General features: G+C 46.9%; 24 protein-coding genes. 13 read left to right on the top strand and 11 right to left on the bottom strand.

Annotated features, from left to right (window positions below; all coding sequences use genetic code 11):
- The first annotated feature begins 5 nt into the window (after window positions 1–5).
- The 3 genes from VCHENC03_RS11865 (at window position 6) to VCHENC03_RS11875 (ending at window position 5,334) form a co-directional block, all read left to right on the top strand.
- Window positions 6–3,146, top strand: a complete 3,141-nt coding sequence (locus VCHENC03_RS11865; RefSeq protein WP_032802778.1) for an efflux RND transporter permease subunit — start codon at window positions 6–8, stop codon at window positions 3,144–3,146.
- A 106-nt stretch (window positions 3,147–3,252) separates the two neighbouring features.
- Window positions 3,253–4,374, top strand: a complete 1,122-nt coding sequence (locus VCHENC03_RS11870) for an OmpP1/FadL family transporter (RefSeq protein ID WP_032802777.1) — start codon at window positions 3,253–3,255, stop codon at window positions 4,372–4,374.
- A gap of 162 nt (window positions 4,375–4,536) precedes the next feature.
- The gene (locus tag VCHENC03_RS11875) at window positions 4,537–5,334 is read left to right on the top strand and encodes a hypothetical protein (RefSeq protein WP_009706234.1); all 798 of its coding nucleotides are present in this window, start codon (window positions 4,537–4,539) and stop codon (window positions 5,332–5,334) included.
- A 59-nt stretch (window positions 5,335–5,393) separates the two neighbouring features.
- Here VCHENC03_RS11875 and speG read toward each other — a convergent pair whose 3' ends face one another.
- Window positions 5,394–5,918: a spermidine N1-acetyltransferase gene (gene speG, locus VCHENC03_RS11880; protein ID WP_009706233.1), complete on the bottom strand. Its 525-nt coding sequence runs from the start codon at window positions 5,916–5,918 to the stop codon at window positions 5,394–5,396.
- 271 nt (window positions 5,919–6,189) lie between these two features.
- On the opposite strand from speG, the gene VCHENC03_RS27430 reads away from it, so the two are divergent.
- From VCHENC03_RS27430 to VCHENC03_RS11900, 5 genes are all read left to right on the top strand, one after another.
- Window positions 6,190–6,342 carry a hypothetical protein gene (locus VCHENC03_RS27430; RefSeq protein WP_005452601.1) on the top strand — a complete coding sequence of 51 codons (153 nt, stop codon included), beginning with the start codon at window positions 6,190–6,192 and terminating at the stop codon, window positions 6,340–6,342.
- 357 nt (window positions 6,343–6,699) lie between these two features.
- Entirely contained in the window at window positions 6,700–8,106 is a 1,407-nt protein-coding gene (locus VCHENC03_RS11885) for a cytochrome-c peroxidase (RefSeq protein WP_009706232.1), read from the top strand.
- Window positions 8,107–8,221: 115 nt separating this feature from the next.
- A complete protein-coding gene (locus VCHENC03_RS11890; RefSeq protein ID WP_009706231.1) occupies window positions 8,222–8,584 on the top strand; it encodes a VOC family protein in 363 nt (120 codons plus the stop codon).
- Between the two features lie 127 nt (window positions 8,585–8,711).
- Window positions 8,712–9,227 (top strand): GNAT family N-acetyltransferase, encoded by a 516-nt coding sequence (locus VCHENC03_RS11895; protein WP_009706230.1) that lies wholly within the window; start codon window positions 8,712–8,714, stop codon window positions 9,225–9,227.
- 19 nt (window positions 9,228–9,246) lie between these two features.
- On the top strand, window positions 9,247–9,645 hold the full coding sequence (locus tag VCHENC03_RS11900; protein ID WP_009706229.1) for an NUDIX hydrolase: 399 nt from the start codon (window positions 9,247–9,249) through the stop codon (window positions 9,643–9,645).
- Between the two features lie 70 nt (window positions 9,646–9,715).
- Here the strand turns inward: VCHENC03_RS11900 and VCHENC03_RS11905 are convergent, their stop codons facing one another.
- Window positions 9,716–10,369 (bottom strand): DsbA family oxidoreductase, encoded by a 654-nt coding sequence (locus VCHENC03_RS11905; RefSeq protein ID WP_009706228.1) that lies wholly within the window; start codon window positions 10,367–10,369, stop codon window positions 9,716–9,718.
- A gap of 193 nt (window positions 10,370–10,562) precedes the next feature.
- Between VCHENC03_RS11905 and VCHENC03_RS11910 the strand changes: the two genes are divergently transcribed.
- A complete protein-coding gene (locus VCHENC03_RS11910) occupies window positions 10,563–11,726 on the top strand; it encodes a MerR family transcriptional regulator (RefSeq protein ID WP_009706227.1) in 1,164 nt (387 codons plus the stop codon).
- Between the two features lie 7 nt (window positions 11,727–11,733).
- Window positions 11,734–12,306, top strand: a complete 573-nt coding sequence (locus VCHENC03_RS11915) for a GNAT family N-acetyltransferase (RefSeq protein WP_083481840.1) — start codon at window positions 11,734–11,736, stop codon at window positions 12,304–12,306.
- Between the two features lie 96 nt (window positions 12,307–12,402).
- Here VCHENC03_RS11915 and VCHENC03_RS11920 read toward each other — a convergent pair whose 3' ends face one another.
- From VCHENC03_RS11920 to blaCARB, 3 genes are all read right to left on the bottom strand, one after another.
- Entirely contained in the window at window positions 12,403–13,452 is a 1,050-nt protein-coding gene (locus tag VCHENC03_RS11920) for an alcohol dehydrogenase family protein (protein WP_009706225.1), read from the bottom strand.
- Between the two features lie 2 nt (window positions 13,453–13,454).
- Window positions 13,455–13,970, bottom strand: a complete 516-nt coding sequence (locus VCHENC03_RS11925) for a TetR/AcrR family transcriptional regulator (protein WP_005435424.1) — start codon at window positions 13,968–13,970, stop codon at window positions 13,455–13,457.
- Between the two features lie 129 nt (window positions 13,971–14,099).
- Window positions 14,100–14,951 (bottom strand): CARB/PSE/RTG family carbenicillin-hydrolyzing class A beta-lactamase, encoded by an 852-nt coding sequence (blaCARB, locus tag VCHENC03_RS11930; RefSeq protein WP_009706224.1) that lies wholly within the window; start codon window positions 14,949–14,951, stop codon window positions 14,100–14,102.
- 212 nt (window positions 14,952–15,163) lie between these two features.
- Here blaCARB and VCHENC03_RS11935 point away from each other — a divergent pair, with 212 nt between their 5' ends.
- Window positions 15,164–16,495: a ferredoxin reductase family protein gene (locus VCHENC03_RS11935; protein ID WP_009706223.1), complete on the top strand. Its 1,332-nt coding sequence runs from the start codon at window positions 15,164–15,166 to the stop codon at window positions 16,493–16,495.
- A gap of 110 nt (window positions 16,496–16,605) precedes the next feature.
- Window positions 16,606–17,136: a hypothetical protein gene (locus VCHENC03_RS11940; protein ID WP_009706222.1), complete on the top strand. Its 531-nt coding sequence runs from the start codon at window positions 16,606–16,608 to the stop codon at window positions 17,134–17,136.
- Window positions 17,137–17,245: 109 nt separating this feature from the next.
- On the opposite strand, the gene VCHENC03_RS11945 is transcribed toward VCHENC03_RS11940, so the two are convergent.
- Entirely contained in the window at window positions 17,246–18,154 is a 909-nt protein-coding gene (locus VCHENC03_RS11945) for a LysR family transcriptional regulator (protein WP_020194745.1), read from the bottom strand.
- A 150-nt stretch (window positions 18,155–18,304) separates the two neighbouring features.
- Here VCHENC03_RS11945 and VCHENC03_RS11950 point away from each other — a divergent pair, with 150 nt between their 5' ends.
- A complete protein-coding gene (locus tag VCHENC03_RS11950) occupies window positions 18,305–18,832 on the top strand; it encodes an autotransporter domain-containing protein (protein ID WP_009706220.1) in 528 nt (175 codons plus the stop codon).
- Window positions 18,833–18,911: 79 nt separating this feature from the next.
- Here the strand turns inward: VCHENC03_RS11950 and copI are convergent, their stop codons facing one another.
- From copI to VCHENC03_RS11975, 5 genes are all read right to left on the bottom strand, one after another.
- Complete coding sequence (gene copI / locus VCHENC03_RS11955; RefSeq protein WP_009706219.1) at window positions 18,912–19,478, bottom strand: copper-resistant cuproprotein CopI; 567 nt, start codon at window positions 19,476–19,478, stop codon at window positions 18,912–18,914.
- A gap of 77 nt (window positions 19,479–19,555) precedes the next feature.
- The gene (locus VCHENC03_RS11960) at window positions 19,556–22,735 is read right to left on the bottom strand and encodes an efflux RND transporter permease subunit (RefSeq protein WP_009706218.1); all 3,180 of its coding nucleotides are present in this window, start codon (window positions 22,733–22,735) and stop codon (window positions 19,556–19,558) included.
- 2 nt (window positions 22,736–22,737) lie between these two features.
- A complete protein-coding gene (locus VCHENC03_RS11965) occupies window positions 22,738–24,456 on the bottom strand; it encodes an efflux RND transporter periplasmic adaptor subunit (RefSeq protein ID WP_009706217.1) in 1,719 nt (572 codons plus the stop codon).
- Between the two features lie 12 nt (window positions 24,457–24,468).
- Window positions 24,469–25,857 (bottom strand): TolC family protein, encoded by a 1,389-nt coding sequence (locus tag VCHENC03_RS11970; protein WP_009706216.1) that lies wholly within the window; start codon window positions 25,855–25,857, stop codon window positions 24,469–24,471.
- Window positions 25,858–25,992: 135 nt separating this feature from the next.
- Entirely contained in the window at window positions 25,993–26,415 is a 423-nt protein-coding gene (locus tag VCHENC03_RS11975) for a hypothetical protein (RefSeq protein WP_032802776.1), read from the bottom strand.
- Between the last annotated feature and the right edge of the window lie 193 nt (window positions 26,416–26,608).

The raw sequence follows: 26,608 nt of genomic DNA, 5'->3' as shown, positions 1-26,608 counted from the left end.
CCACGATGTTAAGTAAATTTTTCATTCACCGACCAAAGTTCGCTTTGGTCATTTCATTGGCGATGACCTTGATGGGGATGATCGCTTTAAATGTGTTGCCGATTTCTGAGTATCCCCAAATATCACCGACAGTAATTTCAATAACAACCATGTATCCGGGTGCAAATGCGGATGTGGTTAAAAAGACGGTAGCTCAACCTATCGAAGCCAAAGTCAATGGTGTTGAAGACATGATTTATATGTCATCCGTCATAGGTAACGATGGTTCATACACGCTGAAGGTTTACTTTCGGGTAGGTGCTGACGGTGATATGGCACAGGTTCGAGTGAACAACTTAGTTGCCCAAGCGACCTCCTCTTTACCCCAAGAAGTAAACCAAATCGGTGTAACGGTGAAAAAAAAGTCGTCGGACATGCTTGGCGTTATTACTCTTCGCTCACCAAATCAATCATTCGATAGCATTTACCTTTCCAACTATGCGGATTTAAACGTAGTTGAACGTTTGAAGCGTATTGAAGGTATGAGTGATATTACCTTACTGGGTAAAAAAGATTACTCCATGCGAGTTTGGTTAGATCCTAACAAGCTAGCGACCTTGAAGCTTTCTGCCAGTGACGTCATCACAGCAATCAAAACACAAAACATACAAGTTGCAGCAGGTAAGGTTGGCGGAATGCCTGCTCCGGGAGATCAGCAGTATCAATATGTTTTGCAGACAAAAGGGAGACTAACGACTGCCGCTGAGTTTGAAAATATTGTGATTCGAGCAAGTGAAAAGGGGACTTTAATTCGCCTTAAAGATGTCGCTCGTGTGGAAGTTGGCGCTCAAGGGTATGAGGCTGATGGCCGTATGAATAACGCCCCTGCAGCAGTACTTGCGCTGTACCAATTGCCTACAGCGAATGCGTTGGCAGTCATGGAAGAAGTCAAGCAGGCAATGAAAGAGTACGAAAAGACGTTTCCTGATGATCTTGTTTACGATATTGCTTACGACTCTACCGAATATGTAGAAACGTCCATCGATGAAGTGTATGAGACCCTCGTTATTGCGGTTCTTTTAGTTACGCTAGTTGTGTACGTGTTTCTCCAAAATTGGCGTGCAACGGTCATACCCACGTTAGCAATTCCAGTGTCGATCATTGCTACTTTTGCGGTAATGGCTCTCATGGGGATGACGATAAATACGATATCTCTATTTGGACTGATATTGGCAATTGGTATCGTCGTCGATGATGCCATTATCGTGGTAGAAAACGTTGAGCGTGTAATGCATGAGGAGCACCTTGCTCCTGTGCATGCGACTATTCAAGCGATGAAAGAGGTGACGGGACCTGTACTGGCAACCACACTTATTTTACTTGCTGTATTTGTACCTGTTGCACTACTACCAGGTATTTCTGGGCGCATGTTTAACCAGTTCGCAGTGACGATTTGTGTCTCGGTTCTTATCTCAGCAGTCAATGCGTTATCACTTACCCCTGCATTATGTGCTCTGATGCTCAAGTCGACGCATGAGCAGCCTATCGCACCTTTACGTGCTTTCAACCGCGGTTTTGATGCCATCACCCGTAAATATCAAGGCTTAGTTGGTTTTTTGAGCCGTCGTCTTGTTCTCAGTCTTGGAGTCTATGGAGCGTTAATCGGTGCGCTTGCCTACGGATTTATGAATGTCCCGTCGTCGTTTGTTCCAAATGAAGACAAAGGTGTGTTTATGGTTGAGATGAGGTTACCTGATGCTGCCGCATTGCAACGCACCGCTCCTTTAATGAAAAAATATGTCGATGAGCTTAAACAGATGGATGGCGTGGAGAATGTTGTCTCGGTGGCAGGCTTTTCTGTCATCAATATGGCCGCTATCCCAAACTCCGGCATGTTAATTATTAAACTGGATAATTGGGATGAGCGACAAGATCCTGCGTTGCATCAACGTGCTCTGATGGCAAAAGTGAATCAGTTGCTGAATTCTACGCCAGATGCAGCCTCGTTTGTATTTGCGACTCCTGCAATTAAAGGGATGGGAGCGGTCGATGGCTTCAATCTTGTTTTGCAAGATAACTTGGGTCGCTCTCCGAAGGAGTTGGCAAGAACTACCGCAGAGTTTGTAGCAAAGATAAACCAACTGCCGCAGGTTGCACGAGCGTTTTCCATTTTCCGCGCAAACATCCCACAGCGTTACATCAACATTGATCGTGATAAAGCAATCTCAATGGGAGTGCCATTGAATGAGATATTTACAACGCTTCAAGCCGAGTTAGGCGGTGCGTATATCTCGGACTTCAATTTATTTGGTCGTTCTTACCAAGTAAAGGTTCAAGCAGAGGAGCAGTTCCGAGACAACGTTGATGACATTAGCCATCTGTATGTTCGCTCTAGTTCTGGAAAGATGGTGTCTTTGGCAACGTTAGTAAAAGTAGAGCCGATCTTTGGCCCGGATACTCTATCAAATTACAACATGTTTGGTTCGGCAACAGTGAATGGCGCTCCTGCTCCAGGTTACAGTTCTGGTGATGTCGTTAACGCGATAGAGGAGCTAGCACAAACCAGTTTGCCGAGCGGCTATTCTTACGAATGGTCAGGCATGACTTATCAAGAGCAAAAGGCAGGCAACCTTGCGCCTATTGCTTTTGCTCTATCCCTCTTATTTACCTACCTATTCCTTGTTGCTCAATATGAAAGTTGGACGATTCCTGCTGCGGTAATGATGGCAGTACCCGTAGCCATTCTGGGAGCAATGGGAACGCTAGTCATGGTTGGTCAGTCTTTCGATCTCTATGTACAGATAGGTGTTGTTATCTTGATCGGGATGTCAGCGAAAGTTGCCATTCTCATTGTGGAATTCGCCAAAGTACTTCGAGAAGAGAAAGGGCTATCGATTATTGATGCGGCAAAAGAAGCAGCTCGAATTCGTTTCCGAGCGGTTCAAATGACGGCATTTGCATTCATTTGGGGTGTTTTCCCGTTAGTGATTGCATCTGGTGCAGGCGCTGCTTCACGTCATTCATTAGGTTTCGCTGTCTTCGGCGGCATGATCCTTTCAACCTTTGTCGGCACATTATTGACTCCAGTTTTCTTCGTGATGATGCAGTCATTGCGCGAACGATTTAAGCGTAATGTTCCAACTAAAACGGAGGAACCTAGCGCGTAAATTCTAATCGCTCCTTCCCATGCTGCTGCAATGAAAAGAGTTTTTGTTGAGATAAAACCAAATTGTCAGCATGGGTTTTCTTTTAAATATACTTATAGGTTTTAGTATGAAAAATCTTACCAAAATCGTTGCTGTGGGGTCCCTCATCTCGTGTGCAGCAGCGCAAGCAGGAGGTCTGTACTTGTACGAGACTTCCACCACAGACATTGGTTTAGCGTCTGCGGGCATGGCGGCAAGAGCGCAGGATGCCTCGGTCATGGCGGCGAACCCTGCGGGTTTGTCTAACGTGGCGGGTCAGTCATTTTCAGGTCACTTGATCAGCTTGTATGGCGACACAACACTGGACACCTTTGGTGGCGGTGACGCAGGTAACATCATTGGTTACGTGCCGCTTGGTTCTGCGTTTTATAGCCAACAAGTGAACGATAAGTGGACGCTTGGTATTGGTATGTACGGCAACTACGGCTTGGGTCTGGAATACGACAAGCTGTTCAGCCGTATTGATATTCCTAATGCAATTACTCAGGCCGTGACGGTTCAACCTTCTGCTTCATACCGTATTAACGATCAATGGTCTGTAGGTGCTGCATTGGGCATCCATTACGGCATCTTAGATATGGATGTAAAAGTTGATGGTACGACTCTCGCTGGTGGCATTGAAGATACCGACACTCAAGTGAATGGCCGCGTTGGTGTGCTGTATGAATTGAATTCAGGTACTCGCTTAGGTCTGTCTTACTCGAATGAAACTGAGTTCGAATTCGATGATAAAGACTTCTCGACCAGTGCCGTTGCGCCTCAGCAGTTGGTATTCAGTGCTTACCATGAGCTCAATGACAAACTGGCTGTGATGGGTAACTTGAACTGGCAAGACTGGAGCGCTTACCAGACGCTGATGGATGTGGAAACACAAGACACCTATCAGATTGCTTTGGGTACACAGTACAAGGTTAATAGCAAAGTGATGTGGAATGCAGGTTTCGCCTTTGACTCAAGCATGTACACAGACCAATCCAACGGTGATCTGACTATCCCAACTGGCAACGCTTACCGTCTAGGCACGGGCATTGATTACAAGATTGATGAAGCAAGCACGGTGTCAGTTGCCTTTGAAGCGACCTTAATTGAATCGTCTGAAGTGAAAGGCCCAACAGGTAACACGATTGCAAGCTTTGATGATCCAGCGTTGTACTTCTTGAGCATTGGCTACAGCTGGAAAAACCAATAATCCGGCGTTAACGCAATCACTAGATTAGCGATACGACGAAAAGCAGCGGTAAGCACGTCCTAGGCTTACCGCCGTTTTTGTTTGTAGCGGGACCGTATCAATTCAACTGAACAAAAAGCACAAAGTAAAAAGACGATAGCGAATTCGTCGAGGAAATTTGAAATGAACAACACGTTTTGGCTGGCATGTGCAGCGTTAGTTTTAAGCTCGTCGGTTCTGGCTAGCGAACGCGTTCCCAAAGAGAACAAAAACAAATTAGCCGATGACCCAACAAAGGTGATCACCAAGTTCGGTGCGGCTTATTCCAACAACTATGATTTTGATGACCAGAACATCTCTTTCTCTGGCTCTTTAGCATTGGATGAAGCTCGCAAGATTAATGTTCGTATCAATGATGATGCGAGTGAATGGCGCGTGGGCGGCTCTTGGCTGTTTCCGGTGGGTATCGTGAACTTCAACTTTGGTAAGAACGAATACACCAACGGTGCTGATCAAACCAACTACAGCGTCGGAACCTTTGTACCATTGAGCTATTTTGGCATCGAGCCAGCAGGCTTTCAGATATTCCCTATGGCTGGTTACACCTATAACGATGGCGATGTGCCGGTTTGTGATGGCGCAGAAGGCAGTGCATGTTCAGACCCTGGTTTTGCTGGCACACCTAGCCCAGAGAATGGGTTCAACATGATGAACTCTTCAGGTAGTAGCGGCTATTTGGGAGCGTTCACATTGAAGCCCCTGACAGAGCAATTGACCTTGATGGGATTTGCGGGTGGCTCTTATGGCTCAGAGAACAGTGAAGGCGACAACTACAAAGGCGCTTTTGGTGGCTTAGGTTTAGGTTATCTTGTGCAAAAACGTCACTCGTTTAACTTGATGACGTTTATGATGGACAACAACACTTATCTCGATGATCCAGACAAGCGCGTCATTGTCTCATACCAATATCAGTTTGATTAAAGAAGCGCAGCCCATCGGCTGCGTTTTAATTAAAAAGTGCCACGCCATATCAGAATGGATCAGCTCTCTAACTCTGCGCGGTATTGGTCTTGCAGGATGTACATGCGTTTTACATCGCGGTAGCTACCGTTGATGAAGAACTCTTGCACAAGGTGGCCTTCTTCAATAAAGCCGCATTTCTGATAAAGGTGGATCGCTTTTTCATTGTCCAAGGCAACCAACAGGTAGATTTTGTGCAGGTTAAGAATCGAGAACGAATAATCCAAAGCACGATTAATCACTTCTTCGGCATAGCCTCGTCCTTGGTGGTCTGGGGCGATGATGATTTGGAATTCGGCGCTGCGGTGGATGTAGTTAATTTCAATCAACTCTACCAGACCAATTAAGACGCCGTGTTCATCTTCTACGACAAAGCGGCGCTCGGCATCGTCGTGAATGTGTTTGCGATACAGCTCTTCTAATTCATCGTGAGATTCGTAAGGCTCTTCAAACCAGTACGTCATGATGTTGCGGTTGTTGTTGAGGTCGTGAATAAAGCGCAGGTCTGAACGTTCTAAAGCACGAATTGTGAGACCATTTTTCATCGTCTATCTCCAGAGAGCAAAAGCATAATCAAATGCGACTATAACCAAGCCATCTTAGCCCATTAGAGGGAAATCTCCCCTTTACTTCTAAGAGTTTAGGGTCGTAAAAGCGATCTTCGTCATACCCTTGCAACGCCTTTATCTATAAGGGCTACAGCAATAATTAAACTTAATCATGACGACAAAAAACCTGATTAGGTTAAGGGTGCAATTTCAGATTAAATACCGCCAACGACTTAAGGTCATAATCTACAGAAACAAGGTATTAAATATGTTTTCAATCGGTGACGTAGTAGTAGCTACTAAAGGTATCGAACTAGGCGAAATGGTTGTTACAGGTCTAAGCAGCGGCGGTTTTTACGCACACGTTAAAGCTGGCGAAAAGACACTAACTTACCCAGCTAAAGATCTTAAGAAAGCATAATTACATTTGCTGACTTGCTAAAAAGGTAGCTCTCGAGCTGCCTTTTTTTGTGCCTACAATTCCTTCCTAAATTCCTACTTTATTTCGACCTGAATTATTTTTAATCAAATTTAATATGTTTGGTTAATATATTGTCGCCTCCGTCATTTTTGACTCATATCAATAAAAGTTCCGGTTTTAAGTTGTTGTTTTTATGTTGTATTTTTCACTTGTCGCTGCAAGTGTCTGTTTTTCTAAACTTTAGATGTTAAATTCGTTGCTCATCTAAATATTCGATTAATATCTATTCCTTTTTCCCATTTTTAAAAATATTGGCATTTCAATAACTTTCGCCCCGACTGATTTAGGGGAACAGTGATGAATAAAAAGAAAATAACACTAGGGATCGTGGGAGCAGGCTTGGTGGCTTACTTCGGCACCGTTTACATGGTGAACCAAGACGATAAAAAAGTGGCTCAACAAAATCTGGCGCAATTTAGTTCACTCGATCAATCTACGTTAGATTATCAAGCGATGAAGGTTTTAGCGGATAAAGGTTGTGGCTATTGTCATACGCCAAACAGCGAAATGCCTTTCTACTCAGAAATGCCAGTGGCGAAACAGATCATGGAAGCGGATGTGAAGGTGGCCATGCGTCACTTTGATATTACCAATCTGTTCGACGACGTGAAGCAGAATGATCCTGTTTCTGAAGTGGCACTTGCTCGTCTTGAGAAGGTGCTTTACGACGACTCAATGCCGCCAGCGATTTACCTCACGATGCACTGGTCAGCAAGCATGTCGAAAGACGAAAAGCACACCTTATTGAAGTGGATTCGTGAGAAGCGTGCAGAGCGTCATGCACAGTCTCCGGTATCTGAAGAGCGTAAAACCAAAGTTCTACAACCAATTTACACCACGTTCGAAACCGATGCAGACAAGGCTGAACTGGGTAAGGTGCTTTATCACGACACGCGACTATCAGGAGACAATAGTGTCTCATGTGCGTCATGCCATAGCCTTGATACAGGCGGCGTGGACCGACTTGTAACGTCTGTTGGTATTCATGGACAAGTGGGTGGCATCAACGCGCCAACCGTGTTTAATGCTGTGTACAACAAACTGCAATTTTGGGATGGCCGTGCCGCGGATCTGCAAGACCAAGCGGGTGGTCCTCCGTTTAACCCGATTGAAATGGGTTCTATGGATTGGGATGAAATCGTCGACAAGTTAAGCCAAGATCCAGAAATGGTTGCGATGTTCCAAAAGGTCTACTCAGGTGAGATTAATGGCAACAACATTACGGATGCGATTGCCGAGTTTGAGAAAACCTTAACAACACCAAACAGCCGCTTCGACCAATACATGATGGGTGATACAAAGGCGCTGGACTCGCACGAGAAATACGGTTTGATGTTGTTTAAGAAGTACGATTGTCAAACCTGTCACGCAGGTGAAGCGATGGGTGGTGAAACGTTTGAAACCATGGGCATGAAAGCGGACTACTTTGCTGAGCGTGGTACTGATATGACGGACGCAGACCTTGGTCGCTACAACTTTACTGGCAACAAAGAAGACAAGCACAAGTTCAAAGTGCCAACCTTGCGTAACATTGAACTGACACCGCCATACTTCCACGATGGACATGCTGATACGCTAGAAAAAGCCATCTACGACATGGGTAAATACCAAGTTGGAGTGGAAATGTCGGATGAAGAAGTGGATGCCATCAAAGCGTTCTTGAAAACACTGACGGGTGATTATGAAGGTCGTCCTTTAAGTTAAGCTGAGGCATTACCGACAAGTTTGTCACCGATAAAACGATAGACTTCGCAATCGAGACCACCTTTGATTAAGGTGGTCTTTTTTATGGAACAAATTCAATCAAGTAGGGATAGATATGATTGATCATTTTGAAATTAAGGTTGTGGATTTTGATGCTTGTGTCGTTTTTTATTCCAAGGTGCTTACCCCTCTGGGCATCGAACTAAAATGGTCGGACGAAGCAGCGGCAGGCTTTGGATTAGTTGGTGAAGCCAATACGCGCTTCCTGATAGAAAAGGGTGGCCAAAGTGCTCCTTGCCACATTGCGTTTAAAGCGAATGATAAAGCGTTCGTTGAGGCCTTTCATAAAGCGGGTATTGAGGCTGGTTTTACTTGTCATGGTGAGCCAGGTTTGCGTGAACAGTATGCACCAAATTACTACGCGGCATTTTTTTATGATCCCGATGGTAACAACATCGAAGCGGTGGTTTATTTATAGGGCGTTAACTATAGGATGAGTCAGTGGGTATTTACTGATCGAACGATCGTTAGGTCATTGGTTTTACGATCAAGATAGAAGATAATCGAACTCCTATTTCATCCCTATAAAAAGAACGAAAAATACTATGAAAGTTGTCGTCACAAAGGCACAAAAACAGCACGCTCAAGGCATCACCGAAGTTCTCAATCCCATCATAGAAGAGGGCTTATATACCATCCTTGATACCACCTTCACCCCAGAAGAGGAAGAAGGCTTCATTGAAAGCTTTCCTGAAACGGGAGTGTTCAATGTGGCATTGAATGTAAAAGAAGCGGATGAAGAAGACAGCGCCGTGCTGGGTTTCCAAAACGTAGAGCCTTTCGCCAGTTATACCAAGGCATTCGCGCACGTTGGCATTATTGGTACGTTCGTCGATGCCAAATGTCGCCGACAAGGTGTCGCTTCAGCTTTGTTTACCGCCACTTTTACTGATGCTAAATCCAAAGGCTATGAAAAGTTGTTTGCTTATGTCCGAGAGGATAACCCCAACGCGCTCGCAACGTATCTGAAACATGGCTTTGAAGTGGTCGGTACCGCTAAGAAGCATGCCAAGGTTAACGGCAAGTACATCAATGAACTCATGATCGAGAAGTTTCTCTAACGCCTAGAAGGAAAGCAAGATGCACAAGTCAGCAGGTATCATCATTAAAGACGGCTCACTGTTGGTGCTGCGCTCAAAAGGCAAAGACACCTTCTATGCGCCGGGCGGAAAACTAGATAGTGGCGAAACGTCAGAGCAAGCGTTGTGCCGTGAACTGCAAGAAGAAGTGAGCATTGCCGTGAAGGAAGATGCCTTGACGTTGTTTGGTCGCTTTGAAGCGCCTGCACACGATAAAGACGGCATTACTTTAGTCATGGATGTGTTCTTCGTTAATGATTATTCGGGCGAGGTGGTTGCCAGTAACGAAATCGCAGAGTGCCAATGGGTAGATTCTTCAAACGTGGATGACATCGAGATAAGCACGATTTTCCGCAAAGAGGTTTTCCCGAACTTGGTTGAACAAGGATTAGTGAAATAGCGCCTAATCACGAGCAGAATACAAAAACGCCCACAATGCGACCGTATTGTGGGCGTTTTCTTATGACTTGTTACTTAGCCAGTTTTTCTGTGTATTCGCTCAGGATCTGCTTGTAGGCTTCAACTGGTTGAGCGCCAGTCACAGCACTTTCCATATTGAACACCACTGTTGGTACTGAGCTCACGCCAAGTTGATGCCATTGGCTTTCTTGATACTCGATAGAGTCAGCATTACTTGCGTCGTCTAGGGTGGCGATGCCCATGTTTGCATCTAAACCAATGTCAGTCAGAATCGCTGACAGTGTGCTTCGGTCAGAGACATCTTTGCGTTGACCAAAGAAGGCCGCGAACAGGGCTAACTTCAGTTCAGTTTGCTTACCAAATTGCTCCGCCCACTGCAGCAGTACGTGTGCATCTCGCGTATTGACCATCTTCATGTCATCAAAGTAGTCAAAGTCGAATCCCACTTCTTTACCCAGATTAGTCAGGTTATCGCGTGCACGAACGCTGTCTTCCGGCGTTGTTCCGTATTTCTTCGCTAGGTGTTGGCGTAGGTTTTCACCTTCTGCTGGCATGTTTGGGTTCAACTCGAACGGTTGCCATTCCAACTCAATTTTGTCTTCCAATCCTAGTTCTTGAATTGCTTGTTCTAAGCGTTTGTAGCCGATGATGCACCAAGGGCAAACCACATCTGACACTACGTCGATTTTGATTACTGATTCCATAAAACAGACCTTACTTTTTCGAGTTATAAATTGGATATGGAGACCAAGAGTGCGAATTCAACCAGTTACCTTTTAGTAACCTGATGCTTTCTCACCGCGTTTTATCTTTCAGCGTATCTTTTTCTACAATTCATATTGACCTGTCTATAACTCTACAGTTTAAGATGCTTTCATCAGCGCTGAGGAAAATTACATGTATCGGATATCGGAACTGGCAGAGATGCTGGGTTTGTCTCGCACCACATTGCTCTATTACGAGAAGATTGAGCTCATCAAAGGGCAACGGTTAAGCAACGGCTATCGCGCTTACAGCGATGCGGATCTGCAACGCTTGCGTTTGATCCAGCAATTGCAGAGTGGCGGACTGACACTCAAGGAGTGTAAAGCCTGTTTGGAAGCCAAAGTAGATCGACAGTTGATGTTGAAAAGGCTCAAACAGCTCGATGAAGAGATTGAGCAAAAGCAGAAATCGCGCCAGTTATTGGCGGCGCTGCTTGGTGAAACACCGTTAACCGATTGGCATGAATCGTTGGATGAAGTCGCACCGGATGCGCACTTGAAATGGCTGATGACGCAAGGTTTTAGCGAGAAAGAAGCCCTTCACTTACGTTGGTTATCAAAAGATATGAATACTCACGACGACTACATGGCGGACTTCTTCCGCGTATATGAAGCCTTGGAGTTTTGGGGGCCTGGTTCAGAGCAAGATACGTTGAAAGCATTGAGCCTATTACCAACTCAGCCTGATGAAATATTGGAAATAGGGTGCGGGCAGGGCATTGCGACTCGTACTTTGGCAAAACATGCACACATCACTGCGGTCGATAACGACGAGCCATCTTTGCAACGCCTACAAGGCAAAGCTGAGGCTCTTGGCTTAAGTGACAATATCACCACGGTGTGTGCGAGCATGACAGAACTGCCATTTGCAGAAGGCTCTGCCGATGTCATTTGGGCAGAAGGCAGTGCTTACATCATGGGTGTGGAGAACGCATTCAAAGCATGGCGCCCATTGCTTAAAGACGGCGGTATCTTAGTGGTGAGCGATTTGGTGTGGAACACGGCTACACCAAGCGAAGACACGGTGGCGTTTTGGCAAAAAGAATACCCAGATGTGGGCAGTGTTGAAAAGCGCATTGCGCAGGCGAAAGCAGCAGGCTACCGAGTGTTAGATACATTCCCAATTAGCCAACAGGCATGGGATAACTACTACGTTCCTTTAGATGAGCGTGTGAAAAGTTTGAAAGCTGAGATGCCAGCATCACAAGCATTAAAAGACATACAAGTTGAATTAGATATCGTTAAACGCCGTGGTAATGAAGTGGCGTATCAGATGTATATCTTACAAAAAGATTGATAGAAAAATGAACGAAACAACAAATCAAAATACTCAAAAATCTAACTACACACTTTCTCAATACGAGAGAGGCATGAGCAGCGAGATGATCGCTTTGTTTACTCAAACCTTTTCTGATTCTGAAGGCGAAACAGAAGGCAAAACCATTGGCGAATTAGTCGGCGATTTGTTAACGACAACGCCAGAGCAAGAATTGAAAGGCTTTGTTGCGAAACAGGGTGAACGCTTGATCGCAGGCGTGTTATTTACTCCATTAAGCTTTGAGAGTGGTGAAGTGGGTTACTTATTGTCGCCAATGGCAACACTGACAGAGTGCCAAGGTAAAGGCGTAGGACAAGCCCTGATCAACTTTGGCCTTGAACACTTGAAACAGCAAGGTATCGAGTTGGTGTTTACCTACGGCGATCCTAACTTCTATTCGCGCGTTGGTTTCCAACAAGTGACGGAAGCGCAATTCAAAGCGCCTCATACTTTGAGCTTTCCACATGGTTGGTTGGCACAATCACTTGCAGGTGAATTAACGTCAATCCAAGGCACATCCTTTTGCGTGCAAGGTTTGGATAGTCCTGCTTACTGGTAACTCATTAAGCTCAGGTAATTGATTAGCCTAACCTGAACGAAAAAGCCCCTCCGCGATGAGCTTGCAGAGGGGCTTTTTAATGCGTTCTACCAGGTATTACTTTACGGTAAGAACCATCTTGCCTACGTGGCCCTTCTCTTGGAATGCCGCTTGCGCTTGGTTGATGTCTTCCAGTGGGAATGTCTGTGCGACTAATGGTTTGATGTTGCCTTGTTCAATATGATGAACCAAGTTTCCAAACACTTCAGGCTCAAGGACAGTACAACCAAAGAAGCTGAGATCTTTGAGATACAAAGTGCGAACGTCTAGCTCAACCATCGCACCGCCAATGGCACCTGATACCGCGTAACGACCTTTCGGGCGCAACACTTCAAGGAACTGTGGCCACTGGTCGCCAGCAACCAAATCAATCACCACATCGACGCTGTTACTGCCAAGCGCTTCAACAAGATTTGCATTGCGTGGCACGACTTCATCTGCGCCCAACTCCAGCACTTGTTCATTTTTGCTTGGGCTTGTGATGGCAATAACGGTGGCACCACGCGCTTTGGCAAGTTGAATCGCCGCAGAGCCGACACCGCCGGAAGCACCAGAAATCAGGACACGGTCTCCCTTGGCAACACGAGAGCGAGTGAGCATGTTTTCTGCCGTTGAGTACGAACATGGGAAAGACGCAAGTTCAACGTCAGTCAAATCCGTCTTTAGCTGGTAAGCGTGCTTGGCTGAGACCACGGTGTATTCTGCAAAACCACCGTCGCATTCTGAGCCAAAGTACCAAGGTGGATTAATGGTTTCGCCATTTACATCGCTCAAGCAAGGTTCAATCAGCACGCGTTCACCTATGCGGCCTTCATCTACCATACTGCCCACGGCAACGATCTTGCCACAGACGTCAGCACCTTGAATACGTGGAAGAACCAGTGCGTTGCCGCTCCAACTTGCGTCTTCGCTGTCGTTGTCACCTTTTGAATACCAGCCGATACGTGTATTGATATCGGTATTGTTCACGCCTGCTGCGGATACGCGAATCAGCACTTCATTCTCTTTTGGGGTTGGGACTGGAATATCTTGGCGGTATTCCAACATTTCTGGTCCGCCGTGACCGGTCAATAGAACACCTTTCATTGTGGTTGGTAGTGTTGTCATGATTAATCTTCCTTTAGCAATCTTAAAACAGCTTGTTGCGCAGAGTTCAGAGCCTCGTTACCGAGTACCGGCCAAGCGCTGGAGACGCCTTCGTGCAGTAAGAAAAGCTGCGTGGCGAGGTCTTGGCGAAGGCTCTGCTTACCCAAAAATTGTCGAACGTCTTCTTTGTGTGCTTTCACGGTTTGGTTGATGATGTCGTGCTCGGGAAATGCCGCAATCGCGTTCATCGACATGCAACCATGCGGTGCGTAGTCTTCCATCCATTGTTTGAGCTTGTTGAATACGTGCTGAGTCGCTTCTAGCCCGGCTTGTGGCGAGTTATCCAGCAGGAAGTTTAAGTAGCGCTGGTGGCGGTGTTCTAACGCAGCCACGATCATGTCTTCCTTCGATGGGTAGTGCTTGTACAAGGTACGTAGGCTAACGCCACAGGCCGTCTTGAGCTGTGCCACACTCGGCTCGGCAAATCCAAGCTCGCTAAAAGCTTGCTCTAAACTGGCGGCGATCTGTTCTTTCAACATAGCGTCTTCTCATGGGTAGAATGAATGTTCTACCTTTAGGGTAGAGCGATCATTCTACCTGTGTCAACTAAGATCGCAGACATAAAAAAACGGAGCCCGAAAGCTCCGTTTTAAATCATCAAGTTAGCGTTAAATATTTTTGTATTCGTCCAATACCAACTGGCTAATTTGAGCGATGACTTGGTCGCGCGCCTGCAGTGATAAATCGGTCTCAGTAATGTAAATGCTAATGTAAACTGGTTTATGGTTTTCTTTCCAGATCATCGCCGTGATACCACGCGATCCAAATCCGCCAGCACCAGAACGATCGGCAATCGACCAGCCTTTTGGCAACACCGAGCGCATCAAAGAATCAGAGACTTTGTTGTCTTGCATCCAAATCTTTAATTGAATGCGTGATTCGTAAGATAGCGCATCGCCTTCTAGTAGGGTGTGTAGAGTGTTTACCATGGCGTTAGGCGTTGTTGTATCTTGCTTGTCGCCCGGTTTTGCTTCATTCAATCGTGGTTCAAAACGGTCAAGACGAGTGGCTTTATCACCAATAGAACGCAAGAATCTTGTTACACCATGCGGGCCGCCAATGCTGCGTAAAACAATGTTGGCGGCGGTGTTATCGCTCATCAGCATTGCGGCTTCACAGGCATGTTCAATACGGGTAGTTTGGCCTGCCATTCGATCCATGACAGGTGACCACACCACCATGTTGCGCTCTTCGACTTTCGCGGTGGCGTTTTTATCAAGCTTTTCGCTGTCCATGTCTTTCAGCATGGTCGCGCACGCCAGCGTTTTAAAGGTGCTCATCATTGGGAAGCGCTCGTCGCCGCGGTAATCCCACTTTTCGTCTGTTTGCGTGTCCCAAACAGAAACACCAATACGACCCGTAATGTGGTCTTCAATTGCGGAGAGGTCTTCATTCAGTTTGGCGGCGTACGTTGCACTCGAACAGACTAACAATCCGAGTAGCAGAAATAGCTTTTTCATTATTGATTTTCTTAGTGTTATTTATTCCAGTTCGCACTTTGGCGAATTTAGCCGGAACTATAACGAGTGAATACTCTAATGACTGTTAGATTCTTGTCTTTTTTCTGTAGGAATCCTTGCATATGTCGAGCTTTACCCGCTTTTACTCTTATTGACGTTGCTTTACATGTGAAGCGCTAAAGTAAAGTTGTCGATTAACCGAGTAACCAATCATGAAAACATTCCGCAATCTCATCTGGGCAATGATCGCCGCGATGTCCGTATTATGGTTTGCGATGGAACCGCAGCTTTTCTCTTCTACCAATATCTTTGAATGGCGATCTGCCATGATCCAATATTCAGGCATTCTGTCTTTGATGCTAATGTCGATCACCATGGTGTTGGCAATGCGCCTTCCTGTGGTTGAAAACTGGCTACATGGCATGGACAAAGCGTATCGAGTGCACAAATGGCTCGGTATTGGTGGCGTTGCATTAGGTTTGGCACACTGGCTTTGGTATCAAGTGCCGAAGTGGCTAGTCATGTCTGGTGTATTAGCAAGACCGGAGAAGCACACAGGTGCTGGGCCGGAGGGTAACCTCTCTGGAATCGAAGCTTGGATTCATGGTCTGCGCGACCTTGCTCAAGGCATGGGTGAGTGGGGCTTCTACATGCTATTGGTTTTGCTGGTGGTTTCTCTATGGGGCGCAGTGAAATACAAACCCTTTAAACTATCGCACCGCTTTATGTCTGTGGCGTATTTGCTGATCGCGATTCACTCCGTACTGCTGCTCAAACGCGCGTATTGGGGTGAGCCTGTTTACTATCTTACTGTTGGGTTTGCCGTCGTAGGTTCGATTGCCGCTCTCTACAGCTTATTTGGCTTTGTTGGTCGTCGTAACAAACATTCTGCGGTTGTCGCGTCGACACGTTACTTCCCTCAAGCTGAAGTGATGGAATTGGTCGTGAAACCAAATGCGTCTTGGCAAGGGCACAAGGCGGGGCAATTTGCTTACTTACGTTTTGGTGATGAAGATGCCCATCCGTTCACTATCGTATCTGGCAGTGAAAGTAATGAATTACGTTTCCTAATCAAAGAGCTAGGCGACTTTACTACCGGCTTGTATGAGCGCGTAAAAGCGGGCGATGCAGTAATGGTAGAGGGGCCTTACGGACGTTTGGAATTTGATTTAGAGAAACCTCAAATCTGGATTGCTGGTGGGGTAGGGATTGCTTCTTTCTTTGCCGCTTTGGAAGCATTGAAAGTGCAAGCGCAAACTAGCGACGTTCATTTGTTTTACTGCAGTCGTGGTATCGACGGTCAGTTGGTCGATGAGCTTTGGCACTTAGCGCACCAAGCAAGCGTCAAACTGCACGTGATAGATACTATGAAATCGCCACGTTTGAATGCTGAACGTATTGCGGCTCAGTGTGGTGATTTGAACCAGTATGAAATGTACTTCTGTGGACCAGAAGCTTTCTCAAAAACACTGAAAAAAGAGCTAGATGCGCATCAATTTAATATTGAGCAGAGTTATCACGAAGAGCTATTTATTATGCGCTAAGTGTCAAGATTGTTAGTCATAAGTTAGCTCAGCAGTGAGCTTTTTAAGCCTCAATTTCGATATTCAGAAATGGGTAGGGTAATAAGCAAATCCAAACCGAGAGAGTAAAGATGACTATCACATCAAAACGCATTCTAGCGCTAACAACATTGGCAACTGTGACCGCTTCTGGCCACGCATTGGCAGAAGGCCGCAACAACTCAATTGAAGCGGGTGCGACCTTCGTTGGCGACCACGAAATGTATACCTTGGGTTACAGCCGCGATGTGGGTAACAACATTGTCACCGGTGGTGGTATTTTCGTTGGTTCTGACGCAATTGATATGCCCGTAAAGAACGATCAAGACGCTTGGGGTATGTACGCGAACATTGGTTACCGCTTTGAAATTGCTGAGTTCGATATCATTCCTAAGCTTGGTATCAACTACTTTAATGCGGACGTTGATATCAATGGTGGCACTCACTCTGGCCAGAGCATGAACATTGATAGCGTTTACGCTTCTGTTGGCGGTACGGTTAACTGGCGCATGGTTGGCCTAACGGTTGATTACGGTAAGATCAACGACTCAGCGGTTAACCCGATCAATGGTAAAGAATTTGAAGAGGATGTGGTTCGCGCTACGTTGAGCTTCAACTTCTAACGTTTTTCATCGACCTTTATATTTTTATCGTTTTATTGCACATACTGCTTGTTTGCCGCCTGTACCGGGCGGCTTTTTTGTATGTCCAGTATCTCGATGGCCATTGACGTTATAAATCGTTGAGAATATCGGACAGGTGCTTTTCTAATTTCACTATCGTTGGGTGTTGATAATAGCCACGGTGAAACTGCAAGCCGATATCAAAGAACATCTGAGCGTTATCCTGAATCAACGGAATCTTCTTGATGCCTTGCGGCAAAGCCGAATTGGGCAGGGCAAAGCAAATCAGAACATAATCGGTTTTGATCAACCAATCCAAAGCGGCATGAACCGATGGCACGGTTAACCGTCTTTCCAAAGCAAACCCAAGTTGGCGTTTCACCCTCTCGTAGTAAATGGCGTCATCAAGTGCGCCCATCGACACTCGCACCAGTTTTTCGTTTTGTAGGCGCTGAATATCAATACGTTCATGTTGCCAAAGCGGGTTGTTCTGCGAGGTATAGAGATACAAACCTAGTTCACCGATTTTCCGCTCAACCACGCGTTCATTCATGACGGAAGGGTAACCAGAAATGCCGACGGCGAGTGAGCCCGCTTTTGGAAATTCGATGCCTTCAAGATTCCAATCCACCATCGAGAAGTCAGCGATATTGTCGTGTTGGCTGAGCAATTCGAGTAACGGCGTGGTGAGAATAGCGCTAAGAGGGTTTGGTACAAAAAAGCGAAATTGGGTCGGTTGCGTAGCGGCTTCAAGAACGTTGACTTGAGTTTGAGCAGACTCCAGTTGTTCTAACGGTTCCTCGATAATGTTCATGAGCTGGCTACAAAACAGAGTCGGGAAATACAGCCCTTTATTAGCAATGAACAGCTCGTTGCCAAATAGCTCACGGCAGTCAGCCAGCTGGCGATTAAACGTGGCTCGGCTGATATCGAGCGTATGGCACACCTTGGGCAACGACTTCTGTTCAAAAATCAGGTTTAAAAAGCGATACAGGTTGAGGTCTATGGAGTGTTTCACAAAGCGCCTTAAGCATAAATTTACGTCGTTGGTTACGACATTGTGTGGTGTTCAAAGGTTCAAATTTGAGCTTCTTAACCGTCAAAAATGCGCACGTAATCCACGTATTCTGAGAGTGGTAAATCGACGTATTCATTGCTCGGAGGTGTCATGCTTAAAGATCTGGTTGGCTTATTCATTTTGGTGCTTTTGCTTAGTGCTCCAGTGTTTGCTGAAGAGAGAGAACCTTTTATCGCCGGTGGCGTAACGTTTTTGGATGAGCATGAGGTCTTGAGTGTAGAGCTGGGCGCGGAAGTGTTACCCAATATCAATTGGTCACTCGGCTTCAATGCACCGATAGACAGTGGTGAACAAGAGCACTTTGGTACGCATTGGGCAGAGAAGCAAGTTTGGGGATTACATACTGCGTTGGGCTACGAAATTCGCGTGAATGACGTGTTGGCGATAACGCCGCGTATCGGTTTGAATTACAACAATGTCGAGATTGAGTATTTTGAAGAAGAGACGGGTGAGTATGTCGACACAGACAGCCAAAACAATTTTGAACCAACCTTAGGTGTCAAAGTCGATATTGCCAGCGTTGGACTTATTGTTGAAGGCTACAAAATTGACGAGGACATCAGCTTGTCGGAGGAAGATGAGATAGCGGTTCGAGTCATGGCAGCCTATAACTTCTGAGCCGATACCACTACGTAAGTATGGATTCAGAGAAAAAAGGAGCTGAAATGTCAGCTCCTTTTGGGTGTTAAAGTACGATTTACAGCGTAATGTTCTTCGTCATGCCTGCTTCTGCATGGCCCGGAATGTTGCACGCGAACTCAACGTTGTTGTAACCGTGGAAATGCCACAACAACTGCTTCGCTTTACCCGGTTCTACCGTCACAGAGTTGCCCGAGTCGTGCATGTGAGCACCGCTCATTGTCTTCATCATTTCGCGATGTTCTAGCTGCTCTTTGGCAGAACCGATTGTGAACTCGTGGTTGATCTTGCCAGTGTTCATCACCACAAATTGCACCACATCGTTTGGCTCAATCTTAACGTCTTTCTTGAACTTGATGGTCATGTCATCACCCAAGATAACGTGTACCACTTTGTCTGGCTTTGCCCCTTTTGCTGGCATACCTACTGCCGACATGCCCGGCATATCCATCATGTTTGAATGGTCCATTTTACTGTGGTCCATCTTCATGCTGCCGTGGTCCATATTTTCATGCTTCATGTTGCTATGATCCATGTTCGCGTGGTCCATGTTTGAATGATCCATTTGAGCAAACGCAGTCGTTGTTGTTAGGGCTAGAGCAAGAGTGATTAGTGTCTTTTTCATTTTTATATCCTTGTTTTAATTCATTAATAACTTGGTTGCTTCCCCTCAAGACGGCATGTTTGAGGGGAAGGTAGGGATTAAGCGTTGTTGTTTACATCACTAGCTTGTGTGCTAGCTTGGTGATTAGTCGCATTGCTTTGGCGCAACTCACGTTGTTTCCACAGCTTGAAGATGGCTGGAAGTACCAACAGCGTCAGCAGCAGTGCTGAGGCCATACCGCCAATCATTGGTGCAGCGATACGTTGCATCACTTCTGACCCTGTACCTTCGCCGTACATGATCGGAATCAGACCAATAATGACCGTCAGTACCGTCATCATTACTGGGCGAACACGCAGGCCTGCACCTTCACGAATGGCATCGGTTAGGTCTTTCGCCTCAAGCTTCTGTTGGCTCTCTTCCGCATCCAGCTTTTTGTAGTGCCATGCTTGGTTGAGGTAGACGAGCATGATGACCCCAATTTCAACCGCGACGCCTGCTAGGGCAATAAAGCCGACCCCAACGGCAATCGAGAAGTTGTAGTTGAGGATATGCATGAGCCACAAACCACCAACCATAGCGAGTGGTAGGGTAAGCATGATGATCATTACTTCGCCGACACGACGGAAACTGAAGTAAAGCAGCAGCATAATGATGGCGATGGTAATTGGTACCACGACACTCAAGCGGTCTTTCGCACGCTCCATGTATTCGTATTGACCAGACCAAGCCAGCGAGTAACCCGCAGGAAGTTCCAATTGATCAGCCACGACTTGCTGTGCTTCCACGACGTAAGAGCCAAGGTCACGACCATCGATGTCGACAAACACCCAGCCGTTTGGACGTGCGTTTTCCGTCTTGATCATCGGAGGGCCGTCTTCGTAACGAATGTCCGCTACATCAGCCAGCGCAATACGAGCACCATTTGGTGTCACTAACGGTAGGTTTTGCAGTTTAACCACTGAGTCTCGGTAGTCTTGTGGGTAACGAACGTTGATTGGGTAACGCTCCAAGCCTTCGATGGTTTCACCCACATTGATGCCGCCCACCGCAGTGGAGATCACTTGCTGAACGTCTTTGATGCTTAAGCCATAACGCGCTGCGGCACGACGTTTAATGTCGATCGTGACATAACGACCACCTGCTACACGTTCTGCATAAACCGATGCTGTACCTTGTACGCCATTAAGAATTGGCTCCAACTGAGAGCCGATCTTCTCAATCACTTTCAGATCGGGTCCGGCGATCTTAATGCCGATTGGGGTTTTGATGCCCGTTGCCAGCATGTCGATACGCGTTTTGATCGGCATTACCCAAGCGTTAGTAAGACCAGGGAACTGAACTAGCTTGTCGAACTCTTTGCGCAGTGACTCGGTTGTTACCCCTTCACGCCATTGATCGCGTGGCTTCAACTGAATCACTGTTTCGATCATGGTGAGTGGTGCTGGATCGGTTGCGGTCTCAGCTCGGCCAATCTTGCCCCATACGGTTTTCACTTCTGGAACGGTTTTGATCAGCTTGTTGGTCTGTTGTAGAAGCTCACGCGCCTTACCAATCGAGATACCCGGATAGGTCGTTGGCATGTACATCAAGTCGCCCTCATCCAGCGGCGGGATGAACTCGCTACCCAGTTTACTGGTTGGGTAGTAAGCCGACGCCATCAGACCTAATGCGATAACAATCATGGTCTTAGGGTATTTTAAGCTGGTATTCAACAGCGGGCGGTACAGCGCGACCAAGCCGCGGTTAACCGGGTTTTTGTGTTCCGGTAACACCTTACCGCGAATGAAGTAGCCCATGAGTACAGGCACGAGCGTGATTGCCAAACCTGCTGCCGCTGCCATTGCGTAAGTCTTAGTGAACGCAAGCGGCGAGAACATCTTGCCTTCTTGGCCTTCTAAGGCGAACACTGGTACGAAGCTAAGAGTAATGATCAACAACGAGAAGAACAGCGGTGCGCCGACCTCTTCTGCGGCTTTGCCGATTACTTGCCAGCGGTTCTTGTCGGTCAATTGCGTTCGTTCAATGTGCTTGTGAACGTTTTCAATCATCACGATTGCACCATCTACCATGGCACCGATGGCAATCGCGATACCACCAAGGGACATGATGTTGGCGTTGATGCCTTGCCAATGCATCACGATAAACGCAGTGAGAATGCCAACCGGTAGGCTCAGAGCGATAACCAATGAAGAACGAATGTGGAACAGGAACAACGCACACACAATCGCGACGACGATGAACTCTTCTGCAAGCTTTTTCCATAGGTTTTCTACCGCTGAATCGATAAGGGTAGAGCGGTCGTAGGTTGCCACAATTTCCACGCCTTCTGGCAGGCTGCGTTGTAGGTCTGCTAGCTTGTTTTTGACTTTCGCAATCACTTCACTGGCGTTTTCACCAAAGCGCATCACGATAACGCCACCGACCGCTTCACCCTCGCCATTCAGCTCTGAGATACCTCGTCGCATTTGTGGACCAAGGTTAATGTCTGCGATGTCTCCTAATAGCAACGGCGTACCTTTCTCAGTGACTTTGAGAGGCAGTGACTTGATGTCTTCAATGCTGGTTAGGTAACCCGTGGTACGAACCATGTGCTCGGCTTCGGCCACTTCGATAACGGACGCGCCGGTTTCTTGGTTACCGTTTTGGATTGCCATGTTCACTTGTTGCAGAGTGAGGTTGTAAGCACGCAGCTTGGCAGGGTCAATCTGCACTTGATACTGCTTCACCATACCGCCCACGGTAGCGACTTCAGAAACGCCATCCACGGTTTGCAATTCGTACTTCAAGAACCAGTCTTGCAGGCTGCGAAGATCCGCCAAATCATGCTTGCCGGTTTTGTCTTGTAATACGTAGCTGTAAACCCAGCCCACGCCCGTTGCATCAGGACCTAAGGTTGGTTTTGCGTTCGGTGGCAGCTTTGGTGCTACTTGGCTTAAGTACTCCAACACGCGTGAACGTGCCCAGTACATGTCGGTATCATCGTTGAAAATGATGTAAACGTAAGAGTCACCAAAGAAGGAGTAGCCACGAACTGTCTCAGCACCCGGCACGGCAAGCATGGCGGTGGTGAGTGGGTAAGTAACTTGATCCTCAACGACTTGAGGAGCTTGCCCCGGATAGCTTGTCTTGATGATCACTTGCACATCAGAAAGATCCGGAATCGCATCAACAGGCGTATTCTTTACACTGTAAAGTCCGCCTAATACAAGGGCTAAGGTCGCGACCAACACTAGGAATCGGTTGCTCAGTGACCAACGAATAATAGCATTGATCATAATTAACCCTCGACGGCTGTTGTTGCAGGAATTAGCTGTTTAAGAACGTAGTCAGATCCTTGTTTTTCAACTAGAAACCGAACTTTCTGTCCTTCTTCAAAACCCGTTAGATCAACGTCTTCACCCACAGAGAAGTTCATCTCGCCTGCATCCCAGTTCCATTCTGCAACCGGTAAGTGGTTTAAGGTGATCATGCCAAAGTCGGCCATCAGCATGGTGATGTCACCAGTTAGCCAAACTTCTGCGGCAATGACGCTGTTGTCTGCCTTATAGTCGATGATTTGATACTGACCGGACTCCGTCTTTTGCATTTCAAATTCGATAGCCTGACCTTTTTTCAAGTCACCCATTTCAACGCCATCTGCGAAAGTGAAGTTCATTACCATGCCCGGCCAATCCCATTCTGGTACAGGCTGGTGGTTGATGGTCAGCATGCGGTGATCTTTCATCACATCCGTGATCTCACCTTTGGCCCATGCCGTTTCTGCCGCTGCTTCTACACCATTGATGCGAGACAGATCCGCCGACTGGCTTGATTCAGAGTCGAGCATGAAGTGAGATGAAGTAACGATCTTATCACCTTGTTTAAGTCCTTGTAATACTTCGATTTGTTCGCCAGCTTCACGGCCAACTTCAATTCGAGCGGAGCGATATTTGCCTTCGCCCTCAGCTAGAACAACGCGAGTCATACCACCAGAGCGGATAACAGATGATTTAGGAATCGTTAACACTGCGTCGTCAGTAACAGGCTGCAAGGCAATATTGGCGAACATGTTTGGCTTCAATGCGCCATCTGGATTAGGGAATTTAAGACGCACGCGCAACGTACGTGTTTTCGGATCGAGGATTGGGTACACGTAATCCACGACGCCTTGCCATTCATTGCCCGGAATCGCGTCAAGGGTCATCGTGGCTTGAGAACCCGCTTTCATCCAGTGTGCTTGACGCTCAAAGACTTCCGCATCAACCCAAACATTGTCCAAAGGACCGGCACTGATCACCGCTTGAGCAGGAGACAAATAGCCACCTTCACGCACGTTTAAGCTCGCGATAACGCCATCAGCAGGCGCTTTGATTTCAATGGTTTGTGATGCTTTACCACTACGAGTAATGGATTTGATTTGAGCGCGGTCAACACCAAGTGTTACCAAGCGTTCGGTTGCGCCTTTTACCAGACCTTTGCGGCCAGTGCGGTACGCATTCAGCAATTCTTCTTGTGCTTTAACCAGTTCTGGAGAGTAGAGCGTGAAAAGCACATCGCCTTTCTTCACTTTCTCACCCACGGCATTGATGTAGAGCTTTTCTACCCAACCTGCCACACGAACGTTGGTTTGCCATAACAGACTTTCATCAAAGGCAATATAACCAACGGTTTCGATGCGTGGTGATAACTGCTGTAGTGTCGCGTTTGCGGTTTTAACCCCGAGGTTGTTCTCTACTGAAGGGTCAATAGTCACTGTACCCGGTGCGTCTTGTTCACCGGATAGGTCTTCTGCGTAAACCGGAATCAAATCCATGCCCATTGGGGACTTACCCGGCTTGTCGCGTTTGTAATTCGGATCCATTGGGGCAACCCAGTAAAGCGGATCATTAGAGCTTGCAGCAGATTCGCCACCCATCGCACTCATGTCGTGAGTCGAGCCCGCAAGAAAATGATTAGCACCAAACCCTAAAGCACCACCAACAATCAGCGCGATGGTTGCAACTTGTAATGTTTTCATTGTTTTACCTTATTATTTTTTAAATTCAGACAGTTCTGGTTGCTCGACTTGATAGTCGAAACCACCGAGTAGGGTGGCTAAATTGCTGTTTGCGATGTTGAGATCGGTCAGCAGACGTTGTTGCTCTAATTGCAGAGCCAACTCGTCAGTCGTGGCAGAAATCACATCGTTAAACTGAGCTGTGTTGTTTTGATAACCCCGCTCAACGGCTTGAATGCGCGCTTTCGCTTGAGGCAATAAGGTGGATTGATAACGTTCTAAGCGTTGGGTTAAGTTGCCGCGATCAACCAGCAAAGTGTTCACCTTGGCATTCATCTGCGTTAGTAAGGTGTCTTTTTGCGATTGTGCCGCGCCAACTTGGTATTGAGCGGCCGCGAGATTGCGATCTTGGCGGTCACCTGTGAACAGTGGAATGTCCATGGTGAGGTAAGCGCTAACCAAATCAGAGGCGGGCTCACCCATCATGTTGTCGGCTTGGCGGTAGGCGTACATTACTTCGACGCCAAATTGTGGGTTGTAGGCTTGCTCAGCAATTTCCACCTGCGTTTTATTGGCAGAAATGCTGACGTCGGCCATCTTAACCATCGGGTGTTGGCTGAGTTGCTGATAATGCTTGGTGGAACCCTGACTCGCAGCAAGTTTGCTGTTCAGTGTGTCCCAATTAAGTTGATTGCTCGCGTGCAGAGCCTCTTCGTTCGCCAGCCAATCTGAGCCCAACCATTCGGAGAGTTGAGAGATAAGACGACGTTGCATTTGTGCATTGGCTTGCAGTTTCTCATCCAACTTGCTGACTTGAAGTTGGGCGTTGAGCAGGTCTTGCGCTTCACTCTTACCAATCGAATAGTTGGTTTGAATAAAGCTTTCCATTTCCTTCATCAACTTGCGGTTCTCAAGCATGATTTGCTCCGCGCGTTGCTGGTAACCAAGTTCTAACCAAAGTTGAGTCATGCTGTTGGCTACCTCAAGCTCACGAGCATGGACTTGAAGCCCAAGGCCGTTAGCTTGTTGATTGGCTTTCTTCTGTTGTAAATCAAGCGTCGAGCCACGCTCAAATTGTTGCATTAAACCAACGGAGATGTTGGTCATTGGGTCTTCATCGAATTTGAAGCTGTCGACAGGCAAGCCACCAAAACCCACTTTCAGTTTTGGGTCCATTAAGGTCGAACTCGCGACGCCCGTTTCACGCATGGCAGCAGATTGCGCTGAGTATTGCTTACGATTGCCATCGTTACTCAAAGCGACGTTGATCAGTTGGGCAAGCTTGGTCGTCGAAGCTCGCTCACTTGATGCGGAATTTTGTGCTGCGTGCGTCTCTTTACCAGCGGCGTTAACCAAGGTTGGCGCAGCGACCAGAGCCACCATAAAAATAGGTGCAGCTAAGCGGTATGGTTTGATATCCATAATCTAAATCCAGTGTTCGCCGGATCGATGGAGGTGCGGATTTTATTGCGGGAACAGTAAAGCCTTGTTACCTCATCGTTCAGGCGCATTAAAACAACCTGCGATACACACGCAGGGTCGAATGCTAGGACGGATTTAGGCTATTGGAGGTCGGTATAGGTCGCGGCTGACGTGTACGACTGGGGAAGCAACTTCAGGAGTAATAGTTGCGCGATAGACGACGGGCATTGGGCTATTGATAGGATTCGGTAGGGGGACGAAAACTATCGTACACGCGGCAGTGCAGCAGGTATGAACCATGCCAGAGCCTCCACCACAGTTCATGCTGGTTTCTCTTACATCGCCATCTTCGGACATAGAAGCGTCTGTCATGGAGACGTCCATCATGCCGGGCATACCGCAGTGTTCGCTGTCACTCATCATAGAAGGATGATGAGCCATGCCAGTAGACATCATTTGAATATTCATCAACGGCTCACTGTTCGCCACACTAGATACCAATAGTACTAGCGTCGTGAAGAGAGTTAACCAGATTGTATGCAGCGATTTTAAGTGCATACCTTTTCCCATGTGTTTGATGAAAATGATGAAAACCCTTCGATTCTAAAGGTTAACCTAAGGGTAAGGTCAATCATTTATTACTCTTATTATCAAAATAGTCCAACCCTTCAGTTTTCGCACTTTTGAGGGAGTAAAACGTTTGTTAAACACCGAGTGTTGAAAGTTAGCGAAAGAAGCCCTCGCTTTTTAT

Source organism: Vibrio sp. HENC-03, assembly GCF_000305755.2.
Classification (GTDB): Bacteria; Pseudomonadota; Gammaproteobacteria; order Enterobacterales; family Vibrionaceae; genus Vibrio; species Vibrio owensii.
Note: the sequence above shows the minus strand (reverse complement) of the source record. Positions and strands in the feature narration are given on the sequence as shown.

What these genes read in the sequence shown, in the direction of transcription:
- VCHENC03_RS11975 (WP_032802776.1), bottom strand. Translation starts at nt 26,415, where the DNA reads ATGCACTTAAAATCGCTGCATACAATCTGGTTAACTCTCTTCACGACG.
- VCHENC03_RS11905 (WP_009706228.1), bottom strand. Translation starts at nt 10,369, where the DNA reads ATGGAATCAGTAATCAAAATCGACGTAGTGTCAGATGTGGTTTGCCCT.
- VCHENC03_RS11895 (WP_009706230.1), top strand. Translation starts at nt 8,712, where the DNA reads ATGAAAGTTGTCGTCACAAAGGCACAAAAACAGCACGCTCAAGGCATC.
- VCHENC03_RS11970 (WP_009706216.1), bottom strand. Translation starts at nt 25,857, where the DNA reads ATGGATATCAAACCATACCGCTTAGCTGCACCTATTTTTATGGTGGCT.
- VCHENC03_RS11870 (WP_032802777.1), top strand. Translation starts at nt 3,253, where the DNA reads ATGAAAAATCTTACCAAAATCGTTGCTGTGGGGTCCCTCATCTCGTGT.
- copI (WP_009706219.1), bottom strand. Translation starts at nt 19,478, where the DNA reads ATGAAAAAGACACTAATCACTCTTGCTCTAGCCCTAACAACAACGACT.
- VCHENC03_RS11965 (WP_009706217.1), bottom strand. Translation starts at nt 24,456, where the DNA reads ATGAAAACATTACAAGTTGCAACCATCGCGCTGATTGTTGGTGGTGCT.
- VCHENC03_RS11885 (WP_009706232.1), top strand. Translation starts at nt 6,700, where the DNA reads ATGAATAAAAAGAAAATAACACTAGGGATCGTGGGAGCAGGCTTGGTG.
- VCHENC03_RS11935 (WP_009706223.1), top strand. Translation starts at nt 15,164, where the DNA reads ATGAAAACATTCCGCAATCTCATCTGGGCAATGATCGCCGCGATGTCC.
- VCHENC03_RS11960 (WP_009706218.1), bottom strand. Translation starts at nt 22,735, where the DNA reads ATGATCAATGCTATTATTCGTTGGTCACTGAGCAACCGATTCCTAGTG.
- VCHENC03_RS11900 (WP_009706229.1), top strand. Translation starts at nt 9,247, where the DNA reads ATGCACAAGTCAGCAGGTATCATCATTAAAGACGGCTCACTGTTGGTG.
- VCHENC03_RS11875 (WP_009706234.1), top strand. Translation starts at nt 4,537, where the DNA reads ATGAACAACACGTTTTGGCTGGCATGTGCAGCGTTAGTTTTAAGCTCG.
- VCHENC03_RS11910 (WP_009706227.1), top strand. Translation starts at nt 10,563, where the DNA reads ATGTATCGGATATCGGAACTGGCAGAGATGCTGGGTTTGTCTCGCACC.
- VCHENC03_RS11950 (WP_009706220.1), top strand. Translation starts at nt 18,305, where the DNA reads ATGCTTAAAGATCTGGTTGGCTTATTCATTTTGGTGCTTTTGCTTAGT.
- VCHENC03_RS11940 (WP_009706222.1), top strand. Translation starts at nt 16,606, where the DNA reads ATGACTATCACATCAAAACGCATTCTAGCGCTAACAACATTGGCAACT.
- VCHENC03_RS11865 (WP_032802778.1), top strand. Translation starts at nt 6, where the DNA reads ATGTTAAGTAAATTTTTCATTCACCGACCAAAGTTCGCTTTGGTCATT.
- VCHENC03_RS11920 (WP_009706225.1), bottom strand. Translation starts at nt 13,452, where the DNA reads ATGACAACACTACCAACCACAATGAAAGGTGTTCTATTGACCGGTCAC.
- VCHENC03_RS11890 (WP_009706231.1), top strand. Translation starts at nt 8,222, where the DNA reads ATGATTGATCATTTTGAAATTAAGGTTGTGGATTTTGATGCTTGTGTC.
- VCHENC03_RS11925 (WP_005435424.1), bottom strand. Translation starts at nt 13,970, where the DNA reads ATGTTGAAAGAACAGATCGCCGCCAGTTTAGAGCAAGCTTTTAGCGAG.
- speG (WP_009706233.1), bottom strand. Translation starts at nt 5,918, where the DNA reads ATGAAAAATGGTCTCACAATTCGTGCTTTAGAACGTTCAGACCTGCGC.
- blaCARB (WP_009706224.1), bottom strand. Translation starts at nt 14,951, where the DNA reads ATGAAAAAGCTATTTCTGCTACTCGGATTGTTAGTCTGTTCGAGTGCA.
- VCHENC03_RS11915 (WP_083481840.1), top strand. Translation starts at nt 11,734, where the DNA reads ATGAACGAAACAACAAATCAAAATACTCAAAAATCTAACTACACACTT.
- VCHENC03_RS27430 (WP_005452601.1), top strand. Translation starts at nt 6,190, where the DNA reads ATGTTTTCAATCGGTGACGTAGTAGTAGCTACTAAAGGTATCGAACTA.